A 2,698-nucleotide genomic window follows, 5' to 3' on the forward strand; every position below is an offset into this window, starting at 1 on the left:
TGAGCGCCACGTGCCCATCTGTCCGGCGATATAGCTCGCATGCAGGCCGAGCAGGCCCGGAATGCCCGGCTGCGTGCCGGTCATGCGCGCGCCGTGACAGGCGATGCAGGCCGGTATCTTGCGCGCCGGGTCGCCGTGCCGCACGAGCCGCTCGCCCGCGGCGAGCACCTCGGGCGATACGTTGCCGTGATCGGCCTCGGGATAGGGCGGTTGCAGATCGGCGAAATACTGGCTGATCTTGCGCAGATAGTCGTCGGGCAGAAACGCGAGCAGATAGCCCATCGGCGGATAGGTACGGCCGCCGTCGCGAAACGCGGTGAGCTGGTTGAACAGATAGTCGGCGGGCTTGCCCGCGATGCGCGGAAAGTAGTCGTTGTTCAGGCCCTGGCCCTGCACGCCGTGGCACGAGGTGCAGGCGCGCACGCGCTCGTCCATCGCCGAGGGCATCGCGCCGGGCACGCCGGGCACCTCGGCGGCCGCGAGCGACGCACCGCTGCCGAGCGCGTACAGCAGAAATAGCAGAACTGAAGATCCGATGGTTCTACGATGCACGCGAGGCCTCGTCAGGGGAACGTTCTTTTCTCACGATCGATTTTTCATACGCGTTCGCGGGCTCTCAGGCGAATCCGGCCGGCGGCGCATGACGGACCATCGTGTGTTTCCTGCCCGTTGTTTTAAGGACTGCTTGAACAGCGAGGCGGAACCGGTTTGTTTGGCATCGCGAAGTATCGATTCGCGATGGCGATGCACTTGCATGGCGACAACGATGATGCACGCTGAATACACCGAGGACGGCTGCTGCCGCACTGAGCATGAGCAACGCATTCAAACGGCTGCGTGGAGTCGGGCCAGGACAGCGCGCACAGGTTGCAGCAATTCAACCGGAGCGTCAATCGCAACGGCCGACGCTTCGACGGATTCTTGAGCTAGATCAAACCATGCTATGCACGATGCAACGCAATTTCAATGTGCGGGCGCACAGCGTCGCTTGGGCGATGCGGGTTGGTATGCGAATGCGATCGTCCGATGTCGGCGCGTGACGTCTTATGCGAAGAGCCGCATCAGCGCCGTGCGCGCATTGCTGACCCGTTCGCTTTCGCCGGGCCGCCCCGGCATCAGATGAAACTCGACCGCGGGCAGCGCGGGCAAGCCCGTGTTGGCCGGGCAGGCCACCACGCCGTTGCCGGTCGACGATTCGTTCAGGCACGAGATGCCGAGCCCCGCCTTCAGCGCGAGTTGCAGACCCGCGACGCCCGAGGCCGAATGCGACACCACGTAGGCCACTTTGTGCTCGTCGAGCAGCTTGACGACGAAACGCTGCAACTGGCATGTCGACGGCAGCAGCACGAGGTGAAACGGCGCGGACGGTCGCGGCGCGGCATCGGCGGCGCTGACCCACAGCAGCTTTTCGCGCCGCACGACCGTGCTCGCCGGTGCGCCGCCGCGCGTGCGCGTCTGGCCGGTGACGAGCCGCGCCGACAACCCGATGTCGAACGAGGTGTGATCGTCGGCGCCGCTGTCGATCACCGCGCTCGGCTGCACCGTGACGTGCAGCCTCAGGCGCGGGTGCTGCTCGGAGAAGGCTTTCAGAATGCGCGCGATGTCGTGCGGCCGGTAATAGTCGGTGATCGCGATGCGCAGTTCGCCGTCGAGCGAGCGGCCCTGCAGGTCGTCGAATGTCGCTTCGCTCATTGCGATGATGCGCCGTGCATGATCGAGCAGCCGCTCGCCCGCAGGTGTCGTGCTGACGCCCTGCTTGCTGCGCACGAACAGCGGCTGGCCCGCGCGTTCCTCGAGCTTCTTCAACTGCTCGCTCACCGACGACTGCGACAGGAACACGCGTTCCGCGCCCGCCGACACGCTGCCCGATTCGGCGACGGCGACGAAAGTCCGCAACTGGGTGAGGTCGAATCCGCGCTGGCTCATGATTCGGTATTTCCGATGATGGCGATCTAATTTTCCGGCTTTTCCGATGGAAAGCCCAGCCGTAGGATACCTCTGAATTCTTTCGGAGGGTGGAATGGACAACGAATCTGTGGCGCCGCTGGGCGGTGCGGTCGAACGCGGCGCGAAGCATCGCTGGAAGGTGCTCGGCGTGGGCTTTGCCGCGAACGCGAGCTTTTCGGCGGCGTTCTCGGGCATTCCGACGACGGCGGTTTTTCTACGCTCGGGCTATCACCTCGGCAACGACGGGCTCGGTCTCGTGCTCGGCATGCTCGGCCTCGGCATTGCGGTCAGCGAGTTGCCGTGGGGGCTGTTGACCGACCGCTGGGGCGACCGCCGCGTGCTGCTGCTCGGCTTGCTGTCGACCGCGGCCGCGCTCGCCGGTCTTGCGCTATTCGTGTCGCCGGGCGGCGCGCAGGTGCCGGGCATGACGCCGCTCGCGCTTGGCCTGCTGCTCGTCGGCCTGCTCGGTGGCAGCGTCAACGGATCGAGCGGCCGCGCCGTGATGGCGTGGTTTCGCGAAGGCGAGCGTGGTCTCGCGATGAGCATCCGGCAGACGGCCGTGCCGGCCGGCGGCGGGCTCGGTGCATTGGTGCTGCCGGTGCTCGTGTCGCGCTGCGGTTTTGCGAGCGCGTATGCGGTGCTGGCGGTGGCGTGCGCGGTGACGGCGTGGTTTGCGTGGTGCTGGCTGCATGAGCCGGCGCATTTGCGCACTGAAGACGGGCAAAGGGCAGACGGCGCGAATGGAGCCAAC

At 66.1% G+C, this 2,698-nt stretch carries 3 protein-coding genes; 1 reads left to right on the forward strand and 2 read right to left on the reverse strand.

The window, feature by feature from the left end; translation table 11 throughout:
• The coding region (locus GXB81_RS30735; RefSeq protein WP_205991180.1) for a c-type cytochrome at nt 1-552 on the reverse strand (552 nt) is incomplete at its 3' end.
• 492 nt (nt 553-1,044) lie between these two features.
• Nucleotides 1,045-1,926, reverse strand: a complete 882-nt coding sequence (locus tag GXB81_RS30740) for a LysR family transcriptional regulator (protein ID WP_205991181.1) — start codon at nt 1,924-1,926, stop codon at nt 1,045-1,047.
• Nucleotides 1,927-2,020: 94 nt separating this feature from the next.
• Here GXB81_RS30740 and GXB81_RS30745 point away from each other — a divergent pair.
• A partial coding sequence (locus GXB81_RS30745) for an MFS transporter (RefSeq protein ID WP_205991182.1) occupies nt 2,021-2,698 on the forward strand: 678 nt, incomplete at its 3' end.

The organism is Paraburkholderia sp. Ac-20336 (assembly GCF_017105025.1).
In the GTDB taxonomy this organism is placed as follows: domain Bacteria; phylum Pseudomonadota; class Gammaproteobacteria; order Burkholderiales; family Burkholderiaceae; genus Paraburkholderia.